The 23,535-nt window shown below is 72.7% G+C and carries 17 protein-coding genes; 7 read left to right on the top strand and 10 right to left on the bottom strand.

Annotation, left to right across the window (positions count from 1 at the left end; translation table 11 throughout):
- Positions 1–281: 281 nt before the first annotated feature.
- The 3 genes from ACFY2B_RS41905 to ACFY2B_RS41895 all read right to left on the bottom strand — a co-directional run bounded on the left by ACFY2B_RS41905 (position 282) and on the right by ACFY2B_RS41895 (position 3,390).
- A complete protein-coding gene (locus ACFY2B_RS41905; RefSeq protein ID WP_390768322.1) occupies positions 282–1,532 on the bottom strand; it encodes an MFS transporter in 1,251 nt (416 codons plus the stop codon).
- On the bottom strand, positions 1,529–2,818 hold the full coding sequence (locus tag ACFY2B_RS41900; RefSeq protein WP_390768321.1) for a PLP-dependent cysteine synthase family protein: 1,290 nt from the start codon (positions 2,816–2,818) through the stop codon (positions 1,529–1,531). Before ACFY2B_RS41900 ends, ACFY2B_RS41905 begins: the two co-directional genes overlap by 4 nt.
- Positions 2,819–2,955: 137 nt before the next feature.
- Complete coding sequence (locus ACFY2B_RS41895) at positions 2,956–3,390, bottom strand: hypothetical protein (RefSeq protein ID WP_390768320.1); 435 nt, start codon at positions 3,388–3,390, stop codon at positions 2,956–2,958.
- A 409-nt stretch (positions 3,391–3,799) separates the two neighbouring features.
- Between ACFY2B_RS41895 and ACFY2B_RS41890 the strand changes: the two genes are divergently transcribed.
- From ACFY2B_RS41890 to lysA, 3 genes are all read left to right on the top strand, one after another.
- On the top strand, positions 3,800–4,858 hold the full coding sequence (locus ACFY2B_RS41890) for a cation diffusion facilitator family transporter (RefSeq protein ID WP_390768319.1): 1,059 nt from the start codon (positions 3,800–3,802) through the stop codon (positions 4,856–4,858).
- Between the two features lie 404 nt (positions 4,859–5,262).
- A complete protein-coding gene (locus ACFY2B_RS41885) occupies positions 5,263–5,616 on the top strand; it encodes an SAV_915 family protein (RefSeq protein ID WP_390768318.1) in 354 nt (117 codons plus the stop codon).
- Between the two features lie 14 nt (positions 5,617–5,630).
- Positions 5,631–6,968, top strand: coding sequence for a diaminopimelate decarboxylase (gene lysA / locus ACFY2B_RS41880; protein WP_390768317.1), 1,338 nt, complete (start codon positions 5,631–5,633; stop codon positions 6,966–6,968).
- A 180-nt stretch (positions 6,969–7,148) separates the two neighbouring features.
- Here lysA and ACFY2B_RS41875 read toward each other — a convergent pair whose 3' ends face one another.
- Positions 7,149–7,481, bottom strand: a complete 333-nt coding sequence (locus ACFY2B_RS41875) for a nucleotide pyrophosphohydrolase (RefSeq protein WP_390768316.1) — start codon at positions 7,479–7,481, stop codon at positions 7,149–7,151.
- Positions 7,482–7,854: 373 nt separating this feature from the next.
- Between ACFY2B_RS41875 and ACFY2B_RS41870 the strand changes: the two genes are divergently transcribed.
- Complete coding sequence (locus ACFY2B_RS41870; RefSeq protein ID WP_390768315.1) at positions 7,855–8,949, top strand: PP2C family protein-serine/threonine phosphatase; 1,095 nt, start codon at positions 7,855–7,857, stop codon at positions 8,947–8,949.
- A 30-nt stretch (positions 8,950–8,979) separates the two neighbouring features.
- On the opposite strand, the gene ACFY2B_RS41865 is transcribed toward ACFY2B_RS41870, so the two are convergent.
- Both ACFY2B_RS41865 and ACFY2B_RS41860 read right to left on the bottom strand, forming a co-directional pair.
- Positions 8,980–10,485, bottom strand: coding sequence for a pyridoxal phosphate-dependent decarboxylase family protein (locus ACFY2B_RS41865; RefSeq protein WP_390768314.1), 1,506 nt, complete (start codon positions 10,483–10,485; stop codon positions 8,980–8,982).
- Positions 10,475–11,935 (bottom strand): MFS transporter, encoded by a 1,461-nt coding sequence (locus ACFY2B_RS41860; RefSeq protein WP_390768313.1) that lies wholly within the window; start codon positions 11,933–11,935, stop codon positions 10,475–10,477. Before ACFY2B_RS41860 ends, ACFY2B_RS41865 begins: the two co-directional genes overlap by 11 nt.
- Before the next feature lie 172 nt (positions 11,936–12,107).
- Between ACFY2B_RS41860 and htpG the strand changes: the two genes are divergently transcribed.
- Positions 12,108–14,006: a molecular chaperone HtpG gene (gene htpG, locus ACFY2B_RS41855; RefSeq protein WP_390768312.1), complete on the top strand. Its 1,899-nt coding sequence runs from the start codon at positions 12,108–12,110 to the stop codon at positions 14,004–14,006.
- 125 nt (positions 14,007–14,131) lie between these two features.
- Here htpG and ACFY2B_RS41850 read toward each other — a convergent pair whose 3' ends face one another.
- Positions 14,132–17,602, bottom strand: a complete 3,471-nt coding sequence (locus ACFY2B_RS41850) for a phosphodiester glycosidase family protein (RefSeq protein ID WP_390768311.1) — start codon at positions 17,600–17,602, stop codon at positions 14,132–14,134.
- A 197-nt stretch (positions 17,603–17,799) separates the two neighbouring features.
- On the opposite strand from ACFY2B_RS41850, the gene ACFY2B_RS41845 reads away from it, so the two are divergent.
- Positions 17,800–18,270, top strand: a complete 471-nt coding sequence (locus tag ACFY2B_RS41845; RefSeq protein WP_390768310.1) for a carboxymuconolactone decarboxylase family protein — start codon at positions 17,800–17,802, stop codon at positions 18,268–18,270.
- Positions 18,271–18,559: 289 nt separating this feature from the next.
- Complete coding sequence (locus ACFY2B_RS41840) at positions 18,560–19,162, top strand: DUF4232 domain-containing protein (protein ID WP_390768309.1); 603 nt, start codon at positions 18,560–18,562, stop codon at positions 19,160–19,162.
- Between the two features lie 55 nt (positions 19,163–19,217).
- On the opposite strand, the gene ACFY2B_RS41835 is transcribed toward ACFY2B_RS41840, so the two are convergent.
- The 3 genes from ACFY2B_RS41835 to ACFY2B_RS41825 form a co-directional block, all read right to left on the bottom strand.
- Positions 19,218–19,994 carry a methyltransferase domain-containing protein gene (locus ACFY2B_RS41835; RefSeq protein ID WP_390768308.1) on the bottom strand — a complete coding sequence of 259 codons (777 nt, stop codon included), beginning with the start codon at positions 19,992–19,994 and terminating at the stop codon, positions 19,218–19,220.
- A gap of 286 nt (positions 19,995–20,280) precedes the next feature.
- Positions 20,281–21,894, bottom strand: coding sequence for a purple acid phosphatase family protein (locus ACFY2B_RS41830; protein WP_390768307.1), 1,614 nt, complete (start codon positions 21,892–21,894; stop codon positions 20,281–20,283).
- A gap of 252 nt (positions 21,895–22,146) precedes the next feature.
- Positions 22,147–23,292: a serine hydrolase domain-containing protein gene (locus tag ACFY2B_RS41825; RefSeq protein WP_390768306.1), complete on the bottom strand. Its 1,146-nt coding sequence runs from the start codon at positions 23,290–23,292 to the stop codon at positions 22,147–22,149.
- Positions 23,293–23,535 lie beyond the last annotated feature (243 nt).

The raw sequence follows: 23,535 nt of genomic DNA, 5'->3' as shown, positions 1-23,535 counted from the left end.
CGGGCGTCGATCGGGAAGCCCGGGCAGCGCGGGGAGCGCCGCCCAGCAGTTGACGTGCTGGAAGCGGCGGAGCGTGCCGTCGAGGTCGCTTGCCGCCGCTAGGAGCGACGGATCCGCGTCATTGCCATGCAGAGACCCATGGGCAGGACCGTACAGCAGGGGCGCCGGGCGGCCACAACGATTTTGTTCGGAACCGGCACCGCACCGGTCACCTCCCCCGGTCGCAGCGCCCGGCTGTGAGGTCCCGGGCCGCGCGGCCCGGGACCTCACAGCCGGGACGATCAGGCCGTCACACCCTGCCGTGGCCGGACGGTCAGCCGCCCGGTGCGTGCGAGCGCGGCGATCGAGGCGGCGCACGCGAGGCCCGTCGAGGCCAGGGCGCCCCAGGTCAGCCAGAGGGCGTCGTGCCGCACGGCGAAGTCCCACAGGACGCCGGTGGCGAGGTTGCCGAGGGTGATGCCCAGGCCGGACACGGTGTTGTAGAGGCCGTAGTGGGTGGCGACCAGGCGGTCGCCGGAGAGCGAGACGACGGTGTCCATCTCGAACGGGTAGACCACCGCGCCGCCGGCCGCCAGCAGGACGACCGCGGTCACCAGTGCGGCGACGACGGCCGCTGCCCGGTGCGGGACGAGCGCCAGCGGAACGAAGGCCAGCCCCATCGCCGTGAGCCCGCGCACCAGCGCCTCGTGGGCGCTCCAGCGGCGCTTGGCCCAGCCGGTGAGCCGGAGCTGGCCCATGACGGCGACGGCGGCCGACACCACGAACAGGCCGCTGGTCACCGCTGTTCCGTCCGCGCCCAGGGCGTCGGCGGCGGCCAGCGGGAGGGCGAGATAGACCTGGAACGTCAGGACGTACGACCCGATCATGGCGACGGCGAACAGCAGGAAGGGCCGGTTGGCGACGACCGTGCGCCACTGGGCCGGCACACTCGCCCGCTCGCCGGTGCCGGCCGCGGAGTCGTGCCGGGCCGGCAGCGCGTACCACTGGAGCAGGGTCAGCGCGGCGAAGACGGCCGCGGCCGCCGTGCCGACGACCCTGAAATCGGCCGCCAGCAGGGCGAGTCCCACGAGCGGGCCGAGCAGCATGCCCGCCTGGTAGTAGACGTTGAAGGTGGCGAAGGCGTCCACGCGGCGTTCGCCCGCCTCGGTGGCCAGATAGGCCCGCACGGCGGGATTGAACAGGGCGCCCGCGAAGCCCGTCGCGGCGGACGCGACGACCAGGGCGGGCAGGCCGTCGACCCAGCCGAGCAGTCCGAAACCGAGCGTGCGCAGCAGACAGCCGGCCAGGATGGGGGCCTTGTAGCCGTAACGGTCGGCGAGGGTGCCGCCGATGAGGAACATGCCCTGCTGGGAGAAGTTGCGCACGCCCAGCACCAGCCCGACCGCCCAGGCGGCGAGCCCGAGCGCCCCCGACAGGTGGACGGCCAGGTAGGGCATGAGCATGTAGAAGCCGAGGTTGATGGCGAACTGATTGGCCATCAGCAGCTGTGCGGCGGGCGGGAAGGAGCGGGTCTGCCGCCACAGGTACCTCATCGCGCGGCCCCCGAGAGCTGGGGCACACCGGGGCCGGCGAGCGGGTCGGTGACCCGGGTGCAGCGCGTCCAGCGGGTGACGGCCCGGGCGCCGCTGTCGCCGATCTCGTCCGGCTCGTCGGCCGGTGGCCGGCCGAGCAGACCGTGACGCCGGCCGTAGGCGTCGTCGAAGACGGTACCGACGTAGCGCTGCGGCCCGTCGGGGAAGACGGCGGCCACACGGTCCTCGGCGGGCAGGACGCCGGCCAGCCAGCGGGCGACCAGCGCGACCGCGCCCACGCTCCAGCCGCCGGTGGCGTAGTGGTGCCGGGCCAGATGACGGGCGGCCCACACCGCCTCGGGCGCGGCGACCCAGTGCACCTCGTCGAAGAGGCCGTAGGCGACGTTGCGCGGAAAGATGCTGCTGCCCAGGCCGCGCATCAGCCGCGGTGCCGCGGGCTGGCCGAAGATGGTGGAGCCGGTGGCGTCCACGCCGACCACGCGCAGTCGCGGGAAGTAGCCGCGCAGCACGGAGGCGATGCCCGCGGAGTGGCCGCCGGTGCCGACGGAGACCACCAGCGTGTCGATGCGGCCGAGCTGGGCGACGAGTTCGTGCGCGAGCGGGGCGTAGGCGGCCACGTTGTCGGGGTTGTGGTACTGGTCCGGGCACCAGGCGTCGGGCAGGTCGGCGAGGATCTCGCCGACCCGGTCGCGGCGGGCCTGCTGCCAGCCGCCTTCCGGGTGCGGGCCGGTGACCAGGTCGACCTCGGCTCCGTAGGCGGTGAGCAGGCCCGTCAGCAACGGCTCCATGCCGGGGTCGGAGACCACGGTGACCGGGTGACCGTACGCCGCGCCCGCCAGGGCCAGACCCAGGCCGAGGGTGCCCGAGGTCGACTCGACGATGCGGGCACCGGGCCGCAGCCGGCCCCGCGCGCGGGCAGCGTCGACCATGTAGAGGGCGGTGCGGTCCTTGATGCCGCCGGGGTTGTGGCCTTCGAGCTTGGCCCAGAAGCCGCGCCCGGCGGCGGTGAAGGGCTCACCGATCCACAGGACCGGGGTGTCGCCGACGAGTCCGGCGGGGGTGTGCTGCGGATGCCTGGCGGCGGCGAGCAGCCCGGCGGGGGAAGACGGCACCTGAAGGCGCGGGACGGAACGGCGCAGGACCGGATGGTGCGGTACGGGGGGGAGCGGTACGGGGGCCGGTCGCACGGGATCGTGCGGGTCGGGGCAGGGCGGTTCGGGACGGTGTGAGTCGGGGGCGGGCGGCGTGGGGGAGTGCGGCACCGTGGTGCCGTCGTGCTGGTTCATGGGCGTGCTTCTCCCGCGGCCGGGGCACACGGGCGTGTGCCGGCCACTGCTGGTCGGAAGGAAAAGGGGACGACCGGCGGCGCACGTCCGCGCGGCGGGCACTGCCGCACCGCGCGTCCGTGCGGCTCACGGGCCGGTCAGGACCGCCACACGCCCAGACGGGCTCTGGACCTGCCGTCCGTGGCCGGTCCGGGGGCCGGCCCGTCGGGCGGGCCCGTCCTCGGGGCGGGGAACCTGTCGTGGTCCGCGACGGCAGGCGCGGTGCCGTCCACGGCGGGGACCGGCGGGGCGATGCCGCGGGGCGGCTGGACCGTCGGTTCGTCCGAGTCCTGGCAGTGCGGCTGCTCGCCGCCGGGAGCGGGCGCCGGCCGCGTGGACGATACGGCGTCGGGCGCGCAGGTCCGGTCGCACACCGCGGCGACGAGGAGGGGGGTGTCGGCCCGGGCGGATCCCGTGAGCGCCGGGCCGTGGGCGCAGCCGAGCAGGTGGATCAGCGCGGCGAGCAGCACCACCAGTGCGGCCGCGGCCCTGGGAGCGGGCCGGCGCTCGCGACGTACCGACCAAGCCACCATGAGCACACAAGGTAGTCGATCATGTGCGGATAGTGCGGAGGGGGCGTGCCGGGCGTGCTTCCGGTCAGTGGCCGGGCGCCGTGCCGAGCGCCGTCGATCTGCCCGGGAAGCCCGCCGGGGCTGGGCGCGACGCGTCGATGAGCACATCTGTCCGATCACCGCATCGGGTGAACGGCGCCGCCGGATCTTCGGATCTCCTGGCGGCGCTCCGTCCGCCGTGCGGGCGGATCCGCTCCCGCGGCAGGGCGGGCGAGGTGTCCCAGCTACCCGAACCGGCCGATGTCTTTGCAGGTCAGAGGATGATTAACGGACATGACAACGGTCACCGGTGCAGCCTTTGGCGTTTCCCCCGGCCATGGGTTTCACTGCGAGTCGGGCATCCGTCGTGCAGAGGGGGAAGGCACCCGAGATGAGCGAGTACGAAGTCGACCGGAGCGCGGCGCACGACCACGGCGCGGCGCACGACCACGGCGCGGCACACGGGCACGCCGCGGGCGGGCACGCGGGCCACTCCCATGGGGTGGCGGCCCATGCCGACCGCCGCTGGCTGGCCATCGCGCTCGCCCTGATCACGGTGTTCATGGCCGCCGAGGTCGTCGTGGGTGTCATCGCGAGTTCCCTGGCACTGATCTCGGACGCCGCGCACATGCTCAGCGACGCCGCCTCCATCGTGCTCGCACTCGTCGCCATGCGGCTCGCCGCCCGCCCGGCGCGCGGTGGCTTCACCTACGGTCTCAAGCGGGCCGAGATCCTTTCCGCGCAGGCCAACGGCCTGACGCTGCTGCTGCTCGGTGCCTGGCTGGCCTACGAGGCGGTGCGCCGGCTGATCACGCCCGCGGACGTGGCGGGCGGGCTGATGCTCGCCACCGCGCTCGCCGGGATCGCCGTGAACATCGCCGCTACCTGGTGCATCTCCAAGGCCAACCGCACCTCGCTCAACGTCGAGGGTGCCTACCAGCACATCCTCAACGACCTGTTCGCGTTCATCGGCACGGCCGTCGCCGCCCTGGTCGTGCTGCTCACCGGCTTCGCGCGCGCCGACGCCATCGCCACGCTCGTCGTCGTCGCGTTGATGGCGAAGGCCGGATACGGGCTGCTGCGGGAGTCCGGCCGGATCTTCCTGGAGGCCGCACCCGCCGACGTCGATCCGAACCTGCTCGGCGACACGCTCGTCGCCCGGCCGGCCGTCGTCGAGGTCCACGATCTGCACGTCTGGCAGATCACCTCGGGGCAGCCGGCGCTGTCCGCGCACGTCCTGGTCGACCCGAACGGCGACTGCCACGCCGTCCGCCGTGACCTGGAGGGACTGCTGCGTCACGACTACGGCATCACCCACACCACTCTGCAGGTCGACCACGCCGCCGAGGCCGTCCTCCAGGTCACCCGCCCCGGGGAGCGGGCCGACGAGGCCGGTCACTGCGAGGAGCCGCACGGTCCCACGCACCGCGACGAGCCACACCCCCACTGAACGGCGAGTCGCACCCCCGACGCCGTACCCCGACTGAGCGGCGGGCGGTGATGTGCCGCCCGCCCGGCATGGGCAACGGGCACGGAAACCCTGATGGGGCTATGGGCACGGAACCCTCGCACGGGCCGCGGGAACCGAACCCCCGCACGGGCCGCGGGAACGGAAGCGGCCCACGTCACATCACGGCCCGGCGAAGGGCGGCAGGACCGCGGGTCCGTGCGCCTCTCCTGCCGGTGTCAGGGAGCCGTCAGCGTTGGACCACTGCCCGTCAGCGTCGCGTCATGAGGCATCGGTGGGCCGAGACGGACGGGCATAACGTCGTCCGTGCGCCCTGGGCCGCCTCCCCGCGTCCAGGGCGAGCAAGCACTCATGTGAACCACACTGGATCCTCTCGGAGGCATCCCATGGCAGAACTCCTGGGCGACGACCCGGAACCCTCTGATCGGCACCCGGCCGGACCTCTCTTCGTCCCGGTCCGGCTGGGACCGTCGGGACACGCGGTACGCATCTTCCGCACTCCCCTGGGCAGCCGGACGGCTGTCGGCTTCACCTCGGTGCGGCGGCTGACCGCGACGCTCGGCGCCGAGCAGGCGTGGATCAAGCTGGCCGAGCCCGCGCTCCGCACACTGGTCGCGCCGCTCGCGGTGACCCGCATCACGGTGGACCCGCCGTTCTCCGCGCCCGCGCCCGCACCGACACCCGCGTCGGTCGTCCCCGTCACCCCGGCGTCCGTGACCGCGGCGCTGCGGGTCGGTTGAGAGGCGGTGACAGCATGAGCGTCGTCAACGAGCCCGTCCCCACCGCGGTCACCGCCACCGACCTGTCGGTGTGGCCCGCGTCGAGCAGCGAACACCACGGGGGCGACATCGCCGTGTGCGGTGTGCCGCTGGCCGAGATCGCCGAGCGCTTCGGCACTCCCGTCTACGTGCTGGACGAGAACGAGGTGCGTGAGCGCTGCCGTACGTACCGGCATGCCTTCCCCGAGGCCGAAGTCCTCTACGCGGCCAAGGCGTTCCTGTGCCGGGCCCTGATCCACTGGGTGGCGGAGGAGGACCTGGGCCTCGACGTCTGCTCGGCGGGTGAGCTGGAACTGGCGGTCACCGCGGGCTTCCCGCCCGAGCGCATCGTGCTGCACGGCAACGCCAAGTCCCCCGCGGACCTGGACGCCGCCCTGCGGCTCGGTGTCGGCCGCATCGTCATCGACAGCCCGTCGGAGATCGCCAGGCTCTCCGCCGCCGTGGGGCCGGGCGGCCGCCAGCGCGTGATGGTGCGGGTGGTGCCCGGCATCAGCGCAGGCGGCCACCAGAAGATCCGGACCGGGACCGAGGACCAGAAGTTCGGCCTGTCCATCGCGGACGGCGGCGCCGAGCGGGCCATCGCCCGGATCCTCGACCAGCCGCAGCTCGAACTGACCGGCCTGCACTGCCACCTGGGTTCCCAGATCACCAGTGTCGAACCTTATGCGGTCGCCGTGCGGCGCCTGGTGGGATTCATGGCCCAGTTGCACGAGCGGTACGGTCTCGTGCTGCCCGAACTCGACCTGGGCGGCGGGCACGGCATCGCCTACCGCCCCGGCGAACAGGCCCTCGACCTCACCCGGCTGGCCCGCACGGTCCGCGCGGAACTGGCCGCGGCGTGCGCGGCCGCGGGGCTCGCCGTGCCCCGTCTGATCATCGAACCGGGCCGGGCCGTCGTGGGACCGGCGGGCGTCGCCCTGTACCACGTGCTGTCCGTCAAACGGACGGCCGGACGCACCTTCGTCGCCGTCGACGGCGGCATGGGCGACAACCCGCGGCCCGCTCTGTACGGCGCGCGGTACGCGCCCCGGCTGATCGGCCGGCCCATGACGTCGCGGACGGCACCGGTGACAGTGGTGGGCCGGCACTGCGAGGCCGGCGACTTCCTCGCCGCCGATGTCGAACTGCCCGACGACATACATGTCGGCGACCTGCTCGCCGTCCCGGTGTCGGGCGCCTACCAGTTGTCGATGGCCTCCGGCTACAACATGGTCGGCCGCCCGCCGGTCGTCGCGGTGCGCGAGGGCCGCGCGCGCCTTCTGGTCCGGCGCGAGTCCCTGGAGGACATCCGTGGCAGGGACGTGGGTCTCTGACCCACCGCAGGACGGGCCGGGGTGCCTTGCGAGCCGCCGCGGCCCGTTCCTCCGGGTCCCGCCGGGCGCTGCCGGACACCGGTGGCCTCGGGCCGCCGCGGCGGAGACCCGGCCGCCGCACCGCGGACCCGGCAGCCGCACCGCGGACCCGGCAGCGGCCGGAGCCCGGCGGCCGGCGTGCTACGGACGTCGCGGGAGCCGGGCGCCGATGGCCTCGTCGAGTTCCGTCATGGTGCGCCGGAAGGCACCTTCGAGGTCCACCTCGTAGCGGTACGCCAGGATCAGTACCGACCACAGGCAGTCGGCGAGTTCGTGCTCCAGCGCGGCCCGCCCGCCCGGCGCCTCCCGTGCGCCGTCCTCGGCCATGACGAGCTTGGCCAGGTCACCGACGTCCCCCATGAAGCCCAGCATGAACTCGTTGCGGGCCCAGACCCGGCCGCGCTCCCGGCGGTTCAGCTCGTCGTAGAGGTCATGGATGCGCACGGCCCGTTCCTGCAACTCGGTGAGGTCCACGGGATCTCTGCCCTTCCGTTCGGGAGGTGGAGGCGAACGGGGTCGACTCTCGCCCGGTCGTCCGCGGCCGTCCAGACCACGCCGCCGGCGGTACCCGCGGCCGTCCCGGTACCTTCCGCCCGCGCCCCCGGCTCCCACGGTGCCGACTCCCGTCCGTGCTCATCCGTGCTCATCTGTGCCCGTACGAGCCCGATCGGACACGGAGCGGTGCCGACGGGGCGTCGCTCCGGCAGTCGCGGGGCCGGGCCCGATCGGTGGAGGCGGGTCCCAGGGGGATGACGGGGCGGAGGACCGTGTGTTAGGGAAGGGAGGGGCAAAAGGTACAGGAGACTGTATGACGGCTGAGACCGTAAGCAATACGGCGAATGGGGTCATGCGATCCCGGAGCCGGACGGCGGCGGCCTCATGGTGGTTGCTCGGCCCCGTACTGGCGATCCTCGCCATCCCGGTGGCCGACCTGTTCCTGCCACCGGACATCCACATCGCCCATCTGCTGGTCGTCCTCTGCGCCGCCACCGCCGTGGGCGCCGGTCCGGCGGCCACCATGCTGGTCTGCGGCCTGGCGGTGCTGGCGCTGACCACCGCGGGACTGGAGCGGCACACCCTGGAGACGGAGAGCGTCCTCGTCGAGATCGCGGCCCTCATCGGGCTCTGCGTCTTCCTCGTCGTCTTCTCCCGTCTGCGCGTCAGACGGGAGGGGGAACTGGTCCGGGTGCGCTCGGTGTCGGACGCGGCACAACGCGTCGTGCTGCGCCCGCTCCCGGACCGGGCCGGCCCGATGACCCTCGCCTCCGTGTACCGCAGCGCCGAGGCCGACGCTCGCGTCGGCGGCGACCTCTACGCCGCCGCCCGCTCCGCCCGCTCCACCCGGCTGCTCATCGGGGACGTCCGCGGCAAGGGGCTGGCCTCGATCAGCGACACGGCGATCGTGCTGGGCGCCTTCCGCGCCGCGGCCCACCTGGACGTCTCGCTGCCGCAACTGGTCGCCTACATGGAGGACGCCGTCTCCTGGGGACTCGCGGAGTTCTCGCAGTCCGAGGAGGACCTGGGCGAACGCTTCGTGACCGCCGTGATCGTGGACATCCCGGACGACGAACCGGTGCTGCGCCTGATCAGCTGCGGGCATCCGCCCCCGCTGCTGCTGCACGGCTCCACCCCCGGGCCGCTGGCGGTGCCCGAGCCCGCGCCGCCGCTCGGCCTCGGCGACATGTCCGCCTCCGCGTACGTCTGCGCGACGTATCCGTTCGTCCGCGGCGACCGGCTGGTGCTCTACACGGACGGAGTGAGCGAGGCCCGCGACGACAAGGGGATCTTCTACCCGCTCTGCGCGCGCGTAGCGGCCTGGGCGGACGAGGAACCCGGCTCGCTGGTCCGGCGGATCGCCGGCGACCTCAAGGAGTACACCGGAGGCCGGCGCACCGACGACATGGCCCTGGTCATCGCGCGCCGGGACGGCACCGGCACCTGACCGTCGACCCCCCCCGCGTCCACGGGGGCGTCAGATACGGAACAGCGAACCGATGAACTCCGTCAGCAGGCGCTCCTTGAGCCGGGGCGGCAGCGCGTCCAGCAGGACCAGCACCGGCGCCGTCCGGGCCGGCAGCCCCTGCCCCTCGCCCAGCCCCGCGAAGGCCACGAAGTTCGCCACGTCCTCGGGCGTCAGCCTGTCCGGGTCCAGCCCGACGGCCAGTTCGGCCAGCGCGGGATCCACGGTCACCGGCTCGCTCGCCCGGGCCGCCGCGACCGCCCCGGCGAGGTCCGACAGCAGCGCCGCCACCCGGTCGCCGGTCGCCGGGGTCAGCGTCAGATGCAGGTTCGGCGGCAGCCCGGCGTGAGAGAGCTGCGGCTGGAGGTACCAGCCGCGGTCCCGCATCTCGTCCGCCACCTGAAGCACCAGGCCCAGGTCGGGGGCGCCCCCCGGGCCCGTCACGGTGAACGCGACCAGACTGCCCGCCGGTTCGCCGAGCACCCGGATGCCGTCCGTGGCCCGCAGCCCGGGCAGCAACTCCTCGGCGGCCCGCGCGACGCGGCGGGCCAGCGCCGTGTACCCGGCGTCGCCGAGGTGGTGCAGCACCGCCCATGCCTGCGCCAGCAGCCCGCCCGGCTTGGTGCCCTGCACCGTCGGGTTCACCACCGGGTAACCGGGCCAGTCGGCGTGCGCGAAGTACTGGTGGCGGCGCAGTTCGCCGTCCCGGTACAGCACGACGGACGCCCCCTTGTCGGCGTAGCCGTACTTGTGCAGATCCACCGAGACCGAGGTCACCCCCACCACCGAGAGGCCGAACGGTTCGACCGGGCGGCCCGTCCGGGCGAGGAACGGCAGGTACCAGCCGCCGATGCACGCGTCGACATGGCACAGCACGCCCCGTTCGGCCGCGGCCGCCGCGATCTCGGCGACCGGATCCAGTACGCCGTGCGCGTACGACGGAGCCGACGCCACCACCAGCGCGGTCCGGTCGGTGACCGCGTCCGCGACGGCCGGCGCGACGGCGCGGAACGTCACCGGGTCGACCGGGACCACCACCGTCTCCAGACCCAGATAGTGGGCCGCCTTGTGGAAGGCCGCGTGCGCCGTCGACGGCAGCACCAGCTGCGGCCGGGTCACCCCGCGCACGGCACGGGCGTGATCGCGGGCGGTCTTCACGGCCAGCAGGATCGACTCCGTGCCGCCGCTGGTGAAACTGCCCTGCGCGCCGGGCGCCCCCAGCACCGCGGCCACCGTGCCCACCACGTCGTTCTCCAGCCGCGCCACGCTCGGGAAGACCGTCGGGTCCAGGCCGTTGACCGTGGCGAAGACGCCGTACGCGGCGGCGGCCAGCTCGTCCAGGCCGGGCAGCCCGGCGTCGTAGACATAGGCGAACGTCCGGCCGCCCCGGGTCGGGGCGTCACCGGCGCGCAGCTCGCGCAGTTCGGCCAGCAACTCGTCGGCCGGGCGGCCGGCGGGCAGCGCGGGAACGGCGGTCTCGGTGTTCTCGGTGGTCGCGGTGGCGGGGTCAGGGGGCACGGTCCTTCTCTCTCTGTGCGCGGGTGAGGGCGGCGGCCGGGGCGGCGGACTCCCGCCGGTAGCGGCCGAGCAGCAGGAGCGCGGCCAGGGAGACGAGGGCGGGCAGCACACTCGTCCCTACGGCGACCGCGGTGAGGGCCGAGGCAGGCTGGGCCACTTCCTCGTCGGCGGCGGACGCGCGGAACCCGGTGACCGCCAGCACCAGCGCGAACACCGCGGGTCCCAGCGCCAGCGTCTCGGCCGCCGTCCACAGCCCGGTGAAGGTCGCGGCGCGGCGCCGTCCGGTGCGCGCGGCGTCCGCCGACAGCATCTGCGCCAGCATGGTCAGCGGCAGCAACTGAAGGCCCGCGTAGGCGACACCGACCAGGGCCGCCGCCGCGTACCCGACGGCGGCGTGCGTGTACCGGGCCAGGAACAGCGCCGCGGCGCCGGCCGTGAACAGCAACGAGGCGCACCACTGGGCCCGCTCCGTGCCCCGGGCGCGGGCGAGCCGGTTCCACAGCGGCATCACCAGCACGAGAGGGCCGATCATGCAGGCGAACAGCGGTGTGACGGCACCTGCCGAGCCGATGGTGTACGTGGCGAAGTACTGGACACCCGCGAGCATCGTGCCGACCGCGAGCGCCTGGGCCGTCCACATGCCGGCCAGGGCCGCGAAGGCACGGTTGCCGCGGACGGCGGCGAACTGCGCGCGCAGCGGCCCCTCCGCCTCGCTGCGCGCGGCGACCGGGGCGTGCCGGGTGCCGCGCCAGGCCCCCAGCATCCCCGCGGCGAGGAGCGCGGCGACCACCACACCCATCGTCCGGTAGCCGGCCCGGGAATCCTCCCCGGCCTGGGCGATGGCGGGCGCCAGCGCCCCCGACAGCAGGATGGCGACACCGAGGAAGCCGACGCGCCAGCCCAGCAGCCGGCCGCGTTCGACCGGGTCCTCGGCCAGCTCCACGGGCAGCGTCACGTACGGCACCTGGAACACCGCGTACGCGGTCGCCGCCAGCAGGAACAGCACGGCGACGCATCCGGCGGCGCCCGCGCCGTGCAGCGGGGGAGCGGCGAAGACCAGCGCGAACAGCGGCGGCAGGGTGAGCGCGCCGGCCAGCAGGAAGGGCCGGCGGGAGCCGCCCTGTGCCCGGCTGCGGTCGGCCGGCGCCCCCACCAGCGGGTTGACCACGACGTCCCATGCCTTCGGCAGGAAGACCGCCGCCCCGGCCACCGCGGGCGCGACGGCCAGCACATCGGTCAGGCAGTACAGCAGGATCAGCCCGGGGACGGTGCCGAAGGTGCCGGTCGCGAGGGAACCGAGCCCGTAGCCGATCCGCACCGTGCGGGACAGCCCCGGCGCAGCGCCTGGCTCGCCGTCGTCCGCACCGCGGTCCGTGGCCGTCCCGCCCGGCGGTCCGGGCAGGCCGGGACCGGGCTCGGCGGGCGGGCCCGGGGTACCGGTGGGGTTCATACGAGTCCCGGAGACGCGGCGGAGGGCGGACGGCGCAGAGCATGGAACATCCACCCGCCGGACACAAGAGGACGCCCCGTTCGGCGAACAACGGCGGCTGTGCGCTGACTTGGTGCTTTACAGTGATGCTCGCCAGATCCGGCGAGCAGGACCTGTGAGGGACACACCGAACATGCCGACCGAAACGTTTGAGTACCAGGTAGAGGCCCGTCAGCTGCTCCAGCTGATGATCCACTCGGTCTACTCGCACAAGGACGTCTTCCTGCGCGAACTCGTCTCCAACGCCTCCGACGCACTGGACAAGCTGCGTCTGGCGGCGCTGCGCGACGACGCGCCCGACGCGGACACCTCCGATCTGCACATCGAGATCGAGGCCGACAAGGAAGCCCGCACGCTCACCGTGCGCGACAACGGCATCGGCATGTCGTACGACGAGGTCGGGCGGCTCATCGGCACCATCGCCAACTCGGGGACCGCCGAGTTCCTCCGGGAACTGCGGGAGGCCAAGGACACCGGCGGCGCCGAGGGGCTCATCGGCCAGTTCGGCGTCGGTTTCTACTCCGGCTTCATGGCGGCCGACGAGATGACCCTGGTGACCCGCAGGGCCGGCGAGACCCAGGGCACCCGGTGGAGCTCCCACGGCGAGGGCACCTACACCCTGGAGGCCGTCGACGAGGCCCCGCAGGGCACCGCAGTCACCCTCCACCTCAAGCCGGCCGACCCCGAGAACCAACTCCACGACTACACCGCCCCCTGGAAGATCAGGGAGATCGTGAAGCGGTACTCGGACTTCATCACCTGGCCCATCCGGATGGCCCCGGAGAAGGGCGAGGGCGACGAGGCCACGGCCGAACCCGAGACCCTGAACTCGATGAAGGCCCTGTGGGCCCGCTCGCGCGACGAGGTCTCCGACGACGAGTACCACGAGCTGTACAAGCACATCAGCCACGACTGGCGCGCCCCGCTGGAGACCGTCCGGCTCCAGGCCGAGGGCACCTTCGAGTACCAGGCCCTGCTGTTCCTGCCGGAGCACGCCCCGCACGACCTGTTCACCCAGAACCACCAGCGCGGCCTTCAGCTCTATGTCAAGCGCGTCCTGATCATGGACGACTGCGAGGCGCTGCTGCCGTCGTACCTGCGGTTCGTCAAGGGCGTGGTCGACGCGCAGGACCTCTCGCTCAACGTCTCCCGCGAGATCCTCCAGCAGGACCGGCACATCCAGTTGATCCAGCGGCGGCTGACGAAGAAGGTGCTGTCCGCGATCAAGGACATGAGGGCGGCCGACGCGGAGCGCTACGCCGGCTTCTGGCGGGAGTTCGGAGCGGTCCTCAAGGAAGGGCTGATCACCGACTCCGACAACCGCGACGCCATCCTGGCCGTGGCGTCCTTCGCCGGTACCCACGGCGAGGAGCCGACCACGCTCCAGGAGTACGTGGAGCGGATGAAGGACGGTCAGGACGACATCTACTTCATCACCGGCGAGTCCCGGCAGAACATCGAGAACTCCCCCCACATGGAGGCGTTCCGCGCCAAGGGCGTCGAGGTGCTGCTGCTCACCGACCCGGTCGACGAGGTCTGGGTGGACGCCGTCGGCGAGTTCCAGGGCAAGCGGCTGCGGTCGGTCGCCAAGGGCGAGATCGACCTCGGGACCGACGCCGACGAGGGGACGGACGAGGAGAAGGAGAAGCAGAACGAGGAGTACGCCGCTCTGCTCGGCTGGATGAAGGAGCAACTGGCCGAGGACGTCAAGGACGTACGCCTCTCGTCGCGCCTCACCGTCTCCCCGGCCTGTGTCGTCTCCGACACCGACGACCTCACGCCCGCGTTGGAGGACATGTACCGCGCCATGGGGCAGGAGGTGCCCACGAGCAAGCGCATCCTGGAACTCAACCCCGGCCATCCGCTCGTGCGGGGCCTCCACCAGGCGTACGAGGAGAGTGCGGACCGTGCGGAGCTGACGGACACCGCGGAACTGCTGCACGGGCTGGCGGTGCTCGCCGAGGGCGGACGCCCCAAGGAACCCGCCCGCTTCGTGCAACTGGTCGCGGACCGGATGGGGCGCACGCTGTAGCGACCACCCCGGGGGCGCCGGGACTGCGGTGCTCTCCCCGGCGTACGCCTCCACCGGCGCGGGCCGGGTTCGCCGCGCCGCTCACGGCCGACTCCGTCGGCCGTGAGCGGCGGGAACCCGCCCCGTTACGAGACGAGGTCGACGGTCGCCGTGCCGGTCAGACCGCCCGACGTCACCGTGACGGTGACCGTCCCGGGGCGTACGGCGATGAGCGTGCCGGACGTCAGATCCAGTACGGCACGGGTCTTCGGGCCGCGCGTGGCCGTTCGGACCTCGGACGCGGACCGGGCCACCACGAGCCCCGAGTCCCCGCCCCAGACGACGCTGGCCGGGAAGCGCAACGGGAAGGTGAGGCCGAACTCGCTGGTGGTGGCGGTCGCGGAGACCGCAGCCCGGGAACCCACCGGGATCTGGCCGGGCGCCGACAGTGTGATCCCGTCGATCAGCGGCCGGCTCTCCGCCTGGAGCCAGTCCCGGGTCTCCGGGCTGGGCTGTCCGGCCCTGATCCGAGCGGGGCGCGGATCGACACCGACGTTCATCCAGCCGAAGAACCCGCCCTGGTCGGGCGAGCTGTAGGGCGTCTTGCCCACGGCCGGAGTGGTGACTTCGAGCACGCCGTCGGCGCGGGTGACCGACGCGGTGTGGGCATGACCGGTGAACAGGGCGATCGGCTTCCCCGAGGTCTCCCGGAAGTCCGCGAGCCAGCGCTTGATGAGGCCGGCCTGCAACTGGTCGGACAGCTGCGACGCCTCGGCACCGGACGGGTCGTGCAGCGGGTGGTGGAAGGAGACGACCACGCCCGTGACCGACCGGTCCTTCGCGGCCTTCGCCAACTCGGACTCCAGCAACGGCACCTGGTCCCAGTCGGACGTGCGCATGTCGCCGGTGTGCGAGTCCAGCAGGATGAACCGGGTGCCCTTGTGGTCGAAGACCTGCTTGTTCGGCCGGCCCGTCGCGGCCAGGAAGGCGTCGAGCCCCCCGGTGGCCGACAGCCCGGCCTCGTGGTTGCCCGGAGTCCAGTGGACCGGCAGCCCGCTCGGCACGTGCTCGCTCAGCAGCTTGTTGGCGAGGTCGAAGTCCGCGGCGCCGTTGTTGTCCACGAAGTCGCCGTTGATGAGGATGAAGTCGGGCTTGTCGGCAACGGCCTGGTCCAGCGCGAGGGCCGCCTGCCGCGCCGAGAAGGAGTCGGGCCCCGCCGCGGCGCTGACATGCAGATCGGACAGGACCGCGAACGTCCACCGGCCGTGCGGGAGGCCGCCCTGCTCGATCACGTACGGGTCCGGCTGCGGTGCCTCGGTGGTGTCGGGCTGCTGGCCGACTTGGGCGGCGAGCGCGTCGAACGTCAACTGCCCGGCGTTCTTGTTGGTCTGCGACGTCTCGGCGATGTAGAGGCGCAGCAGGGTGACGGGATCCGAGAAGCCGGTGGGGAGGTCGCCGACGACCTGGCGCCAGCCCGTCCAGTCCACGGCGGTGGTGAAGGTGAACGGCACATTCGTGGTGCCCTGCGAGCGCAGCATGGCGCGCAGCCAGTGACCCCGGCCGTCGCCGTAGACCCACAACGACAGCTTCTTGGTCCCGGCGGGCAGGGTGATCGGCGCGGACGCCACCACATAGGCCGCGGAGGTGCTGGGCTTGCCGGTGAAGTCGTAGGTGAGGCGCACGGCGTGGTTGTCCGCGGCGGCGCCGGGCCGGTCGGCCGCCGGCACGATGTCGACCGACGCGGTGCCCTGGGCGGAGACCGCGGTCCAGGTCTCGCCCGGCTCGAACTCGGCCAGCGACGAGGCGCTCAGACCCACGGTCACCGCGAGCTTCGCCGCGACCGGTCCCACGGTGGCCGTGACGATCGCGGCCTTGGTGTTCGCGTCCGCGGCCGCGGTGACGCCGAGACGCCCGTCGGCGCGGGCGGTCACGCTGATCACGGCCTTGTCGTAGTCGAGCGTCACGTCGTGGGCCGACACCGGGGCGTTGAACCCGTCGGCGTCGTGGCCGACGAGATCGACGGCCGTCGTCGCGCCGGGTCCGATCGTGACCGCCCGCTGGGCGAAGGCCAGCCGGTGCAGCTCGCCGACGACGCGCAGTTCGCTCTCGCCGCGGGCGGGGCCGGACTGGGCGCGCAGCGTGCCGGTGCCCGGCTTCTTCGCCCGGAAGACACCGTCGTCCGCCCGGCCCAGCGAGCCTGGCCGGGCCGTCCAGGTGACCGGGTGCCGGTCGATCGGCACGGGTGACCACGTCTCGTCGTAGCCGTTGACGACGACGTTCAGGGTGAGTCCGGGCACCACCCGGTCGGCCACCGGCCGAACGTCGAGTCCGCGCAGGATGCCGGAGCCCTTCGGGCCGAACAGGCCGACGCCGTTGGGCACCGGCCGCTCGGCGCCGTCCGAGGGGGTGTTGACGACGCTCACCGCGCTGTCGCCCGCACGCCGGGCGACCATCTCGGTGGACCCGCCGCCGTCGAGCATGAACGCCTCGGTGGCGCCGAGCCGCACCAGGAGCTTGGCCGTGTCGTTGAAGCTGAGCCCGGCGGAGAACTCGGCCGATCCGTCGATCGCGACGAGCAGCAGGCGGCGTCCGCCGTCCAGCCAGCCGATGGCCGTGCGCGGCTTGAGCGCGTCGTTGCCGTCATTGGGCGGGAAGGTGATCGCCGTGCCGCCGCGGACGAGCACCGCGTTGCTGCCGAGCGCCATGTGCGGCGCCGACGGGCTGTCGGTCTTCGGCTCGAACGCCACGGTGACGGGGTCGCCCTGGCGGGCGCCGGCGAGCTGGGCGGCGGCGGCACCGCGGCCGAGGACGACCAGACCGTTGTCCGGTACGGCCGTGTCGGTCAGCGCGCTGCCCACCGAGGTGATCCTGCCGTCCGCGACGACGAGTTCGGTGTAGGGACCCGACCCCGGGATGAGCGTGCGCCTGCCCGGCCCCCACTGCGGGGTGAACACGGCGATGCCGTCCGCGGGCACGCCGGCGGAGTTGAGGGCGGCCAGCGTCCGCTTCGTGCCGGCCACGGTGACCGTGCCGGAGATCATGAAGTCGGCGAGCCGGGCCACCCGGTCGGCGCCGATCATCGCGACGGTGGAGTGCTGGTTCGTTCCCTTGCGCAACCGGCCGCTCTGGACCTCCGGGCCGATGGCCGCGTTGGTCTCGGTGATGTCGAAGAAGTCACCGTTGACGGCGGCGACCGAGTGCTGCGCGTCGGCCGCGGCCGAGACCGGGCGGGTGTCGCTCACCCCGGCGGCGACCAGGTCGACGCCGACCGACCGGTCGCCCAGGTCGGCGTTGAGCACGTGCACCCGGGTCCAGCCGCTGCGGCCGAAGGTGTTGAAGGTGGTCAGGACGATACCCGGGGCCACGGGACGGTCCACCCGGTCCACCTCGACCGACTCCCCGGGCACGGTCGTCAGGTACTGCGGGACGGAGAAGCCGAGATCGCCACGGGCCGGGTCGCCGGGAACGGTACCGCCGCTCCCGGCCGGTCTCGCTCCGCTCTGCCGGGCGGGGTTCGCGCTCGCGACGCCGCCGGAGGCGACGAGCGAGGCGGCGACGGCGCCGACGATGAGACCGCGTCGGGTGAGCCCGTCAGTGTGCTGGTCAGCTGAGTTCATGGTGGCTGAAACTATGCAGCCACATCAACGATGCATTGAACGCAAAGTGGCGGTCCGGGGACTCGGGCGCCCGTAAGGGCACGATCGGGGTAAGGGCAGGTGGCGTCGGAGACCCGGATCACACCGGCCCATGTCACATCTGGTCGGTTCCTTGCGTCCTCTGTGTGCAGCCGTCGACAACGACAGAGGAGCACACGATGGAAGCCCGTTTGAACGTCCTGGCCAACCCGACCGTGGCCAAGATCCTGAAGCACTTCACCGCTGCGGGCAAGGCGCTGGGGGACACGTCGCTGCCCTCGGCGACGCAGGAACTGGTGAAGATCCGCGCGAGTCAGATCAACGGATGCGGTTTCTGCCTCGACATGCACACCAAGGAGGCGGCCGCGGCCGGTGAGACCGCGGTGCGGCTCAGCATGGTCGCGGCCTGGCGGGAGGCCACGGTCTTCACCGATGCCGAGCGCGCCGCGCTGGAGCTGACCGAACAGGGCACCCGTATCGCCGACTCGGCGGGCGTCACGGACGAGGTCTGGGCGAACGCCGCCAAGCACTACGACGAGGAGCAACTCACCGCTCTGGTCTCCCTGATCGCTCTGATCAACTCCTTCAACCGGCTGAATGTCATCGTCCGGCAGCCCGCCGGGGACTACCAGGTCGGACAGTTCGGCTAGACGGCTGGGCGGCTCGGACCACCCGGCCGCCCGGTCCGAGTACCGGTTCGGGGCTGCTGCCGTCGCGCGCGGGCGGTGGCCCCGCCTCCGGCCCCGGCGGCCCGGCTCCGCAGGGCGTTGCCCCGGCCCCGCGAAGCCGGTGTGGCCGGAATGTAGGGGAGCGATGCCGATGCAATGTCGATGCGATGTTGATCGGAACCCTTCAAGCGCCCGCGTGGTCTAGTTGATCAGCAAGCCGTCACTGTTGCTCGCTCCTGCAAAGTGAGCGGGAACGCCCTGAAAGGCAACCATGCGCGTCCAGAAGCTCTCCCTCCTCGCCATCGCCGTCGCCGCGGGCCTATCGGTCACCGCCTGCCAGGGCGACGACAGCGGGTCTTCCGGTACGAGCGATTCCCCCTCCGCCGGGGACTCCGCTTCCCAGAACTCCGGTACGCAGGGCTCCGCCGGCGCGTCCACGGGCCACGAAGCCGTCAACGGCGGCCAGGTCGCGGGCGGCGGCTCCGGCGCCTGCCAGACCTCGCAACTCGGCTTCAGCACCTCCGGCGGCATGGCGGAAGGCACCCTCATCGTCAACCTCAAGAACACCGGCTCCGCCGCCTGCACCCTCCACGGTTTCCCGGGCGCCGACCTCAAGGGCAAGGACGGCACCGTCAGCGCCGACCGGAGCAAGCTCTCCGCGCCGCAGGTCAGCGTGCAGCCCGGCGAGGAGACCCGGTTCACCCTGCACTACCCGCCGAACGACTCGGGCGGCACCGGCGCGACCTTCACCAGCCTCGTCGTCACCCCGCCCGACGAGACCCACTCCTTCACCCTGCCCGTCAGCATCAACGTCCCGGTGACCGACGGCTCCGGCTCCGCCATCACCGTCGACCCCGTGGGCACCGGGAAGTAGGCACCGGCCCGGCCCGTTGCAGGGCTCCGGGTGACGACCGGAGGAGCTCGCCTCCTCACGCCTCGGCGACGACGACGTAGAACGTCACCGTCGCCAGGAAGGGGCCCTGCGCGAGGTGCGTCAGCCAGGTCCGTGCCGCCTCGGCAGTGAAGTAGCCGGCGGCGACGGCCCGCCGTGTGCAGCGCTCCAGGCCGAGGATCCGGTCGGCGGCACGGACGTTCCGGAAGACCGGGGTGACGGGGACGACCTCGGGCACCGTGAAACCGGACTCGGCCGCCAGTCTGGGGAGCTGCCGGCCGATTCCCGCGTTGCGGATCACCCGCTCGGCCACGTGGCGGGTGTACGCACGGGTCAGGTCGCCGTCCGGATGGTCCACGGCCAGCGTCTCCCAGTCGGGCTCGCCCATGACCAGCCGTCCGCCCGGCCGCAGGACCCGGCGGATCTCGCCGAGCACCGTACGGGGTTCGGCGACATGCTGAAGTACGCGATCGGTGCGCGCCCGGTCGGCCGCGTCGTCGGGCAACGGCAGATCGTGAAGGTCGCCGAGCCGGACGTCCACCGTGGCCGGACCGGCCGCGCGCGCCCGGGCCGTGTCCACCATGTGCTGGTCGTGGTCGATGCCGATGACCGTGCCCGACGCGGTGACCGCTGCCGCGAGCGCTTCGAGATCGGCACCGCTGCCGCAGCCGAGGTCGAGGACCGTCTGCCCCGGCCGCGAGGCCAGTTCGTCGAGCATGCGTCGTTTGTAGGAGCGGCCCACCTCGGACCCGGCGACCCGGTTGAGATACCCGGCCGGATCGGGTGTGGCGGTCTCGAACACAGAGGACTTCATGCCGCCGAGCCAACCAGAAGCGGGAGCGGGCAGGGGGCAGATCCCGCCGGTCGGTGAACCGTCCTGCCCCGTGCCGGCACCGCCCCGTGCCGGCACCGCCCCGTGCCGGCACCGCCCCGTGCCGGCACCGCCCCGTGCCGGCACCGCCCCGTGCCGGCACCGCCCCGTGCCGGTACCGGCGCGAGGCGGCTGCACGGCGGCGGAAATGCGGCGGGTCACGGGCCGGGCGGCCGGCGGCGGCCGTCCGGCCCGTATGCGTCAGCGTCGGCGGTGGCTCCGCGCAGGGTCAGCCGGTGTGGCCGTCGGAGCGCTTGCGGTGCAGGGTGAAGGTCTCGAACACCGACAGCTCGCCGTGCGGCTTGTTCACGTTGTAGTACGTCACGTGCATCCGGGTGGTGTCACCGGCGTGCCGGCCCGGATCGACGGTGAAGGCCGCGAAGCCGTAGGGGTGTTCGACGTCGCGGACGCCCACCCAGACCGCCTCCTCCTTGACGTAGGTGGAGGTGCGCTTGCCGTTCGCGCCCGCCGTCGCGGACACCGCGGTGATCACCTTCGCGGTGCCGTCGGTGAAGAACTTCTCGTTGGTGGTCCCCGAGACACCGCCACCGCCGAGCACCATGTGCACGGTGCCGAGCCCGGTGTCGATGGCGTCGGTGGCCTGGGAGGCCGGACGGGGCGTCAGGGTCTCGCTGCCCGCGACGACACCGCGGACGGCCAGCGAGCGTTCGTAGTTGTGCTCGTGACCGCACAGCACCAGGTCCACGCCGTACCGGTCGAACAGGGGACCGTACTTCTGGCGCAGGCCCAGGTCGGCACCGTTCGCGTCCGAGGAGCTGATCATGACCTGGTGCATGGCGACGACCACCCAGTCGATGTCCCGGGAGGAGCGCGCCGCCTTCAGCTCCTTCTCCAGGAAGGCGAGCTGGCGCCCGCCGGAGTAGCCGCTGATGTAGACGTCGCCGCCGTCCTGGAGGCAGTTGTCGTCGTTCTGCAGCACGATCACCCGCACCGAACCGGCCGTGAACGCGTACCACAGGCCCGCGAGTTCCGGGTCGGTCTCGGTGGAGGGGAGGGAGAAGTACGCCTGGTAGGCGCCGAGGCCGAGCGGGCCGTTCGCCTTCTCGATCTCGTGGTTGCCTGCGGCCGGCATCCAGGGGCGGAACCGCGCCGAACGGGTGTTGTTGGTGAAGAAGTTGTTCCAGGTACGGACCCGGTCGACGTCGAGGTTGGCGTAGCACAGGTCGCCGTTGAGGAGATGGAACAGCGGGGCGACCTGCTCGATGCCCGTCACGATGTCCTTCGTGGCGGGTGTCGAGTTCGCGTCGAGCGCCACGGTGCCGTCCGCCGCCCACGTCACCTGCGGAGCGGACTGGTCGCCGAAGCTGGTGAAGGTGAACGGCATCCGTCCGCGCGGGGCGGTGCGGAACGTACCGCTGTCGGGCGTCGTCCCCTCGTGCGTGGCGAGGTAGACGTAGTCGGTGCCCGGAGTGAGCCGGTTCAGCGTGGCGTGGTGGACGTGGACCGTACGGTTGGACGTGCCGTCCAGGTAACTCACCGTGCGGGCCGCCACGCTGGACCCGAAACCGTGCTTCAGCGTGCCGTAGTGCACCTCGGGCCTGGTCACCGGCGTGTCGGTGATCCACGACACGGTCATCTGGGTGCACGGGTCCGCGCCGAAGGTCAGGTGCAGGCCCTGGACCGGGGGCGCGCCGGACGAGTCCGCGGTGAGGTGGAGAGCCGGCGCGCCGAACGGGACGGCGGCCTCGGCCGGGCCCGCGCCCAGCAACGGGGTTACCGCCGCGCCGGCCCCCGCGGTACCCAGCAGGCCCAGGGCGTGACGGCGGCTGAGCCTTTCGGGGGACTGCGGTGCTCTGTCCGACGTATCTGCCTGTGCGGTCATGGTGACCTCTCTGACGTGCAGGTGAGCTGACAGGCACCGCACACTGGCGGCCCTCGACGGCGCCCGCGTGAACACCGCGTTGCCACCCGGCCATCACACGGCGGTTGACGGGCCGTGGAGCGATTCCTTTCCCCCTGCTTTGCCAGTGACCGCCCTGCCCTTGGCCCGCCCACCCGCGCACGCCCACCCACCCGCGCGCACGCACCCCCCCCCAACCGCGCGCTCGCCGGCGCGCGGACCCGCCCCGGCTCGCTACGGCTTGAGCGCCGCCATGGCGATGCGCTCGGCGACGGGGTTCATCGACGTGCCCTTGGCATCGGTGGAGTTGACGGAGTACACCAGTGTGCGGCGCAGGTCGCGGGTGGCGGCGAGCGCCGTGCTGTAGCCGTAGCGGGCACCGGACTTGATCCAGTAGACCGTGTGCCCGTACTCGAACCGCTGGAGTCCGGCGCTGTAGGTGGCGTCCGCGATGTCCCGCGGAAGCGTGACCATCTCCCGCAGCTGCGGCCGTGGGACGATCCGGCCCCGGAACAGCGCCGTGATCAGCCGCTCCAGATCCGCCGCCGTCGAGATCATGTCGCCCGCCGCGAAGCGGTCCGCCTGGTTCCAGTCCGTGACGTCCACGAACCGGGTGGTCCCGTCGGCGTTCCGTACCAGCTGATAACCGTGGTTGTGCGGGCCGCGGATGCGCGGGTCGGTGCCCGGGAAGTACGTGTGCGTCATCCCGGCGGGGCGCAGCACCAGCCGGGCGGCCTCGGAGGCGTACGAGCGCCCCGTCACCTCCTCGATCAGCATCCCGAGGACGGTGTAGTTGATGTTCAGGTACTGCTGCCGCTCACCCGGGGCGAACTCCGGACCCTTCGCCACCGCCGACGCCACCACCTGGGCCGGGGACAACGTCTCGAAGCGGTGTGCGTACTGGTCATCGAAGTCCTCGCCCCAGCCGTCACCCGCCCTGATGCCGCTGGTGTGGTTCAGCAACCGGCGTACGGAGACGGGTTCGAACGCCGGGCCGAGCAGGGCGGGAAGGTAACGCTGGACCGGTGCGTCCAGGTCGACCGCGCCCTGGGCCGCGAGCCGCAGCACGGCCGCCGCCGTCACCACCTTCGTCGTCGAACCGGCCCGGAACAGGGCATCGGGGTCGGCCGCCCGTCCGCTCGCCAGATCGTGGACGCCCGCGCTGCCCCGCCAGCTGCCGCCGGTGCCGCCGACCCGGACGAGGGCGGCGGTCGCGTCGGTTCCGGGCAGCCCGGCGAGAGCGGCGCTCAGCGCCTTCGCGTCGGGCGCCGCGGGGGTGTGCGCGGTGGCACCGGGCGCGGCGAGGGCCGGGCGAGCCAGTGTGCCCGCCGCCACGGCGAGGGAGGCGGTGAGGACGGCTCTGCGGCTGTGCGGTCGCATGGGGCTCCTTGCGAAGATCGGCGTTCGGGCGGTGACGCCATCCTCGGGTCCCGCGCCGTCGCACGGATCATCTGCAAGGAGTGGGCCGACCCCGGCACGGCCCTGAGCGAATCGCCTTGCGAGCCCCCGAGGTGTCGGGGCCGGCCCTCTAGATGAATGAGTCCAAGGGTTCGCCTGCGGGCATGGCGCGAGGGCGCCCATTGTCGATGTGTGACGAAAGACCTGGACACCCTCGCAACGGCA

Source organism: Streptomyces sp. NPDC001270 (assembly GCF_042896695.1).
Taxonomy (GTDB): Bacteria; Actinomycetota; Actinomycetes; order Streptomycetales; family Streptomycetaceae; genus Streptomyces.
This window is presented reverse-complemented; position numbering and strand designations above follow the sequence as displayed.

Bases quoted from the DNA above. Each gene is read 5' to 3' on its own strand.
- ACFY2B_RS41885 (WP_390768318.1), top strand. From the start codon at position 5,263: ATGGCAGAACTCCTGGGCGACGACCCGGAACCCTCTGATCGGCACCCG.
- ACFY2B_RS41835 (WP_390768308.1), bottom strand. From the start codon at position 19,994: ATGAAGTCCTCTGTGTTCGAGACCGCCACACCCGATCCGGCCGGGTAT.
- ACFY2B_RS41895 (WP_390768320.1), bottom strand. From the start codon at position 3,390: ATGGTGGCTTGGTCGGTACGTCGCGAGCGCCGGCCCGCTCCCAGGGCC.
- htpG (WP_390768312.1), top strand. From the start codon at position 12,108: ATGCCGACCGAAACGTTTGAGTACCAGGTAGAGGCCCGTCAGCTGCTC.
- ACFY2B_RS41830 (WP_390768307.1), bottom strand. From the start codon at position 21,894: ATGACCGCACAGGCAGATACGTCGGACAGAGCACCGCAGTCCCCCGAA.
- ACFY2B_RS41905 (WP_390768322.1), bottom strand. From the start codon at position 1,532: ATGAGGTACCTGTGGCGGCAGACCCGCTCCTTCCCGCCCGCCGCACAG.
- ACFY2B_RS41845 (WP_390768310.1), top strand. From the start codon at position 17,800: ATGGAAGCCCGTTTGAACGTCCTGGCCAACCCGACCGTGGCCAAGATC.
- ACFY2B_RS41900 (WP_390768321.1), bottom strand. From the start codon at position 2,818: ATGAACCAGCACGACGGCACCACGGTGCCGCACTCCCCCACGCCGCCC.
- ACFY2B_RS41825 (WP_390768306.1), bottom strand. From the start codon at position 23,292: ATGCGACCGCACAGCCGCAGAGCCGTCCTCACCGCCTCCCTCGCCGTG.
- ACFY2B_RS41860 (WP_390768313.1), bottom strand. From the start codon at position 11,935: ATGAACCCCACCGGTACCCCGGGCCCGCCCGCCGAGCCCGGTCCCGGC.
- ACFY2B_RS41870 (WP_390768315.1), top strand. From the start codon at position 7,855: ATGCGATCCCGGAGCCGGACGGCGGCGGCCTCATGGTGGTTGCTCGGC.
- lysA (WP_390768317.1), top strand. From the start codon at position 5,631: ATGAGCGTCGTCAACGAGCCCGTCCCCACCGCGGTCACCGCCACCGAC.
- ACFY2B_RS41850 (WP_390768311.1), bottom strand. From the start codon at position 17,602: ATGAACTCAGCTGACCAGCACACTGACGGGCTCACCCGACGCGGTCTC.
- ACFY2B_RS41890 (WP_390768319.1), top strand. From the start codon at position 3,800: ATGAGCGAGTACGAAGTCGACCGGAGCGCGGCGCACGACCACGGCGCG.
- ACFY2B_RS41840 (WP_390768309.1), top strand. From the start codon at position 18,560: ATGCGCGTCCAGAAGCTCTCCCTCCTCGCCATCGCCGTCGCCGCGGGC.